Raw genomic sequence first — 4,743 nt, 5'->3', positions numbered from 1 at the left:
GACAAGCTGGACCATATGGTGGCGTTCTTCACCGTCACCGTGCTGGGGCGCCTGGCCTATCCGCGCGCGTCGGTCATCCGCCTCTTCGTGCCGATCGCGCTGTTCGGTGGTTTCATCGAACTCAGCCAGATGGTGCCCGCGCTCCATCGTGATGCGGAATGGGCCGACTGGCTCGCCGACATGGCCGCCTCCGCCTTCGCTTTGCTCCTGACCACGCCGATTGCGCGCAGGTTCAACGGCGCCGACCGATCCGCAGCAAGCGACGCACCCTGAGCTGCCAAATGAGTTTAAGCACGACTAGACGATAGACGGTATTGCTCGGATCGAGCGCAAGGGCGCGCCGCAGATCGCGCAACTCGCCTTCCTTATCTCCCATCAGGCTCTGTAGCTTGGCCGCCCAGGCATGGTATCCCGCGGCACGCGGCGCATCGTTCTGCAGCCTCCGTGCCACGCCGAGCGCGCCGGGCAGGTCTCCCGAGGCATGAAGCGTCTTGCACAGGCTCCAAGCATAATCGACCACCGGCTCGATCGATAGAACGCGGTGGTGCGTTGCCACCGCCTCTCCGAAGCGGCCGGCGGCGGCGAGGCGCAGCGCAAGCGCGTTGAGGATGGGCGGCCGCTCGGGCGCGAGCCGGGCGGCGCGCTCCGCGAGCGCGACCGATGTGGCGGGCCGCCACGCCGGTTGCGCGGACGCCAACTGCGAAAGCCATTGGGGCGAAGTACGACGCGCATCACGCGCCGCCGCAGCAAAGCGCATTGGATCGAAATCACCGTGCAGGACGGCCTGGACCAGCGGGTCCAGCAGGCCCGCATCATTAAGGAAAGTTCCGACAGGATGACCTGCAAACGGCAGAGGGAGAACCCTGACGGCTGCCTCCGCCTTGATCAACTCGGCATGACGTCGATCCTGCGCGAGCTTAGGGTCATAAGCGACGACCATCAGCGGAACGGCGCGGATCGCGCCGTCGAGCGCGGGGAGAAAGCGAATACGGCGCTGGTCCTGCGCCCAGCGCGTTTCGAACGGCACCTTGGCGCGATCGAGCGAATATTGGGGCGAGAGCGCGAGCGCGGCGTGCGCGCCCACGGCGGATGCGAAGCGCAGGGCGGCATATCCGCCCATGCTCGATCCATAAGCAAGCACATGTTCCGCTCCGGCTACGGTTTCGCCAATGCGCGACAGTAAAGCTGGAAAATCATCATATTGGAACCAGTCATTGCCGGCGCATAGGACATGAATCGCGGTAACGCCGCGTGCAGCGAAATAGTCTTCGCCGAAGCCGGGACGATCGAGATCGGGTCGTTCGTGATAGCTGTCGAACGTGACCGCCTGCATCCGCCCGTCACCTGCCGCGACACGTCGGACTTCCAATCGTTCCGAACGAAAGAGGATTTCGGCCAAGCAGGCTCCGAGGCGATTGGTCGTCGCCGCATCCGGGCGGCAAGTGGCGGACAGGGTGGGATTCGAACCCACGGTGGGCGTGAACCCACGGCGGTTTTCAAGACCGCTGCCTTAAACCACTCGGCCACCTGTCCGGCGAATGCGCCTTATCGAAGGCCGCATGGTCCGCCAAGCGTGCGATGAACGCGGCCGAAGCGGGTTTGTGTTCGCGCGCGGGCGTGGCAAGGGCAGGACATGCCCGATCGTCCGCTCGTCGCAGTCTTCGCCATGATCCTGTCCGCCATGCCGGTAATGGCGCAGCAGGCGGAGCCGCCCGGTGCGCAGGCCGCGCCCGTGACGGTGGCGGCTCCGGCTCCAAGTGCCGAGGATGCGGCCTTCGCCGCCTTTCTCGGCGGACTGCGTCCCCGCGCGATCGCGGCAGGGGTCAGGCCGGCCACGTTCGATCGCGAGACGGCCGGCCTCACCTTCAATCCGCGCGTCATCAGCCTGGATCGCGGGCAACCGGGCGGCACGCCCGGCGGCCCGCCGGGGGTGATGGACTTTGCGCCCTATCGTCGCAGCCACGTCACGCAGGTCCATATCGACAAGGGGCGGACACGGTATCAGCGCCTGGCTGCTCCCCTCGCGGGCAACGAGGCGCGGACCGGCGTGCCGGGCAAGGTCACGCTCGCCATCTTCGGGCTGGAGACGGGCTATGGCAGCTTCACCGGCAATTTCGATCTGATCCGCTCGCTCGCCTCGCTGGCCTTCGAAGGACGGCGGCGCGAACTGTTCTCGGCCGAGTTGATCGCCGCGCTCAAGCTGATCGACCAGGGCGTCAGCCGCGAGACGCTTAAGGGAAGCTGGGCGGGCGCTACCGGTTATCCGCAATTCCTGCCCTCGACCTATCTGCGTATCGCCGCCGACGGCGATGGCGACGGCAAGGCCGACATCTGGCGGAGCGAGCCGGATGCGCTCGCCTCGATCGCCGCCTATCTGAAGGATGCAGGCTGGAAGCCGCGCACGCCATGGGCGGTCGCGGTACTGGTGCCGAGCGGGTTCGACCGCACCGCGATCGCGCCCAAGCTGACCAGCCCGCGCTGCCCGCGCGTCCATCAGCGCCACAGCCGCTGGCTGACGATCGCCGAGTGGAAGGCGAAGGGCGTGCTGTTCGCGGGCGCGGCGGTGCCGCCCGACACCGAACTCGCCAGCCTGATCGAGCCGGATGGGGCAGGCAACACCGCCTACCTCATCACGACCAACTACCGCTCGATCCTCGATTACAACTGCTCCAATTTCTATGCGCTGTCGGTCGGCGTGCTGTCCGACGAGATTGCCCGCTAGACGTGCTGGCGCCCGTCCCAAGGCGGGTCTAGACGTCGTGTCACACACAGGTTCAGGGGATGATCCGCCCGTCATGATGCGTTTCCGTTTCACCACGCTCGCGCTTGCCACCACCGCCTTCGTGGCGCTTCCGGGCGAGGCGGCCGCGCCGCCGTTCGACACGCCCGCCCCCGTCGCCTTCATGAAGGACCTGTCCTCGGGCGCGACGCTCTACGCCAAGAATGCCGACCAGCGGATCCCGCCGGCTTCGATGGCGAAGATGATGACGGTCTATGTCGCGTTCGACCTGGTCAAGAAGGGTGAACTGAAGCTCAGCGACATGGCGACTGTCCGGCCGGAAACGTGGCGCCAGTGGCATGGCCCCAAGGCGGGATCGACCATGTTCCTGTCGCCCGGCGAGCAGGTGTCGATAGCGAACCTCCTGCTCGGCATCGTTACGCTGTCGGGCAATGATGCCTGCGTCGTGCTGGCCGAGCATATTTCGGGGACCGAGCCCGCTTTCGTCGCGCTGATGAACCGGCGCGCGAAGGAAATTGGGCTCGCCAACAGCAATTTCGGGACGTCGAACGGGTGGCCCGACGGCGGCGTAACCTATGTCACCGCGCGCGACCTCGCGACGCTGGCGACCGCCACGATCCAGAACTTTCCCCGGCTCTACAAGGATTTTTACAGCCGCCCCAACTTCACCTGGGGCAAGACTTTGGGGTCGGGGCAGGCGATCACGCAGGCCAATCGCGATCCTTTGCTCGGCCGCGTCGCGGGCGCCGACGGGCTCAAGACCGGCCATACCGAGGAATCGGGCTACGGCTTCACCGGATCGGCCGAACAGAATGGGCGCCGGCTGGTGATGGTGCTGTCGGGGCTGACCGGGTTCAACCAGCGGATCGAGCAGTCGGTCGCGTTCATGAACTGGGGCTTCCGCGCGTGGCAGTCCAAGCCGCTCTTCGCCAAGGGTGCGCGGGTCGCGACCGCGCCGGTGCAACTCGGCAATGCGCGCGAAGTGGCGCTCGTCGCGCCGCGTAACCTCGCCGTGACGCTGCCCGCTGGGCTTGCGTCCGACATGAAGGTCTCGGTCGCGTTCGACGGGCCGATCAAGGCGCCGATCAAGGCCGGCGCGCACATCGCCGACCTGATCGTCCGCACCCCCGACGGCCCGCCGCAGGTGATGCCGCTGACCGCCGCCGCCGACGTGGACGAGGCGGGCTTCTTCGATCGTATCGCCAACGGCTTCCGCCGCCTGTTCGGGCTGGCGTGACGGCAAAGTGAGCGGGCGCGGCCGCTTCATCAGCCTCGAAGGCGGCGAGGGGGTCGGCAAGTCGACCCAGGCGCGCGCTCTGGCGGCGGCGCTGCGCGCGCGCGGGCACGAGGTGATCGAGACTCGCGAACCCGGCGGCAGCCCCGGCGCCGAGGCGATCCGCGCGCTATTGTTGGCGGGCGAGGCCGATCGCTGGGGTGCGCGGGCCGAGGCCTTGCTGTTCGCGGCCGCGCGCGCCGACCATGTCGAACGGACGATCCGCCCGGCGCTCGATCGCGGCGCGTGGGTGGTGTGCGACCGCTTCCTCGACAGTTCGATCGCCTATCAGGGTGGGGCGGACGGCCTGGGAGCGGAGGCGATCCGCGCGCTTCATGCGATCGGCAGCGAGGGACTGCTTCCCGATCGTACGCTGCTCCTGACCTTGCCGGACGCGATCGCCGTCGCACGCGAGACGGCGCGCGACGCCGGTCGTCCCGACCGCTTCGGCGCGCGCGACCCAGCCTATCACGCGCGCGTGACGGCGGGCTTCCGCGCGCTCGCTGAGGCGGAGCCCGACCGCTGGCGCATCGTCGATGCGGAGGGCGAGGCCGATGAGGTTACCGCGCGTCTGCTCACCGCGCTCGACGACCTGGCATGATCCTCGGCCATCAGGCGCAGGTCGCCGCGTTCGTAGCGGCCGCCCGTTCCGGACGGTTGCACCACGCCTGGCTGCTCGCGGGGCCGCAGGGCGTGGGAAAGGGAACGTTCGCGCGTGCCGCGGCCCGCC

The 4,743-nt window shown here is 68.0% G+C and carries 4 protein-coding genes, 1 tRNA gene and 2 pseudogenes; 5 read left to right on the top strand and 2 right to left on the bottom strand.

Going from position 1 to position 4,743, the window contains the following annotated elements; translation table 11 throughout:
- Nucleotides 1-273, top strand: a pseudogene (locus ACOJSF_RS05290) (hypothetical protein); the annotation flags it as partial.
- Here the strand turns inward: ACOJSF_RS05290 and ACOJSF_RS05285 are convergent.
- Both ACOJSF_RS05285 and ACOJSF_RS05280 read right to left on the bottom strand, forming a co-directional pair.
- Nucleotides 233-1,027, bottom strand: a complete 795-nt coding sequence (locus ACOJSF_RS05285; RefSeq protein WP_420141180.1) for a hypothetical protein — start codon at nt 1,025-1,027, stop codon at nt 233-235. The pseudogene ACOJSF_RS05290 and the gene ACOJSF_RS05285 overlap by 41 nt on opposite strands.
- A gap of 416 nt (nt 1,028-1,443) precedes the next feature.
- Nucleotides 1,444-1,533 (bottom strand) — tRNA-Ser (locus ACOJSF_RS05280).
- A gap of 100 nt (nt 1,534-1,633) precedes the next feature.
- Here ACOJSF_RS05280 and ACOJSF_RS05275 point away from each other — a divergent pair.
- The 4 genes and pseudogenes from ACOJSF_RS05275 to ACOJSF_RS05260 all read left to right on the top strand — a co-directional run.
- Entirely contained in the window at nt 1,634-2,722 is a 1,089-nt protein-coding gene (locus ACOJSF_RS05275; RefSeq protein WP_420141179.1) for a lytic murein transglycosylase, read from the top strand.
- Nucleotides 2,723-2,798: 76 nt separating this feature from the next.
- Nucleotides 2,799-3,977, top strand: coding sequence for a D-alanyl-D-alanine carboxypeptidase family protein (locus tag ACOJSF_RS05270; protein ID WP_420141181.1), 1,179 nt, complete (start codon nt 2,799-2,801; stop codon nt 3,975-3,977).
- A gap of 7 nt (nt 3,978-3,984) precedes the next feature.
- Complete coding sequence (gene tmk, locus ACOJSF_RS05265) at nt 3,985-4,614, top strand: dTMP kinase (RefSeq protein WP_420141178.1); 630 nt, start codon at nt 3,985-3,987, stop codon at nt 4,612-4,614.
- A pseudogene (locus ACOJSF_RS05260) lies at nt 4,611-4,743 on the top strand (DNA polymerase III subunit delta'); the annotation flags it as partial. The gene tmk and the pseudogene ACOJSF_RS05260, both read left to right, overlap by 4 nt.

It is taken from the genome of Sphingomonas sp., assembly GCF_048594985.1.
GTDB lineage: Bacteria > Pseudomonadota > Alphaproteobacteria > Sphingomonadales > Sphingomonadaceae > Sphingomonas_I.
Note: the sequence above shows the minus strand (reverse complement) of the source record. Positions and strands in the feature narration are given on the sequence as shown.

Excerpts from the sequence above, each read along its gene's own strand:
- ACOJSF_RS05275 (WP_420141179.1), top strand. The coding sequence starts at position 1,634 with ATGCCCGATCGTCCGCTCGTCGCAGTCTTCGCCATGATCCTGTCCGCC.
- ACOJSF_RS05270 (WP_420141181.1), top strand. The coding sequence starts at position 2,799 with ATGCGTTTCCGTTTCACCACGCTCGCGCTTGCCACCACCGCCTTCGTG.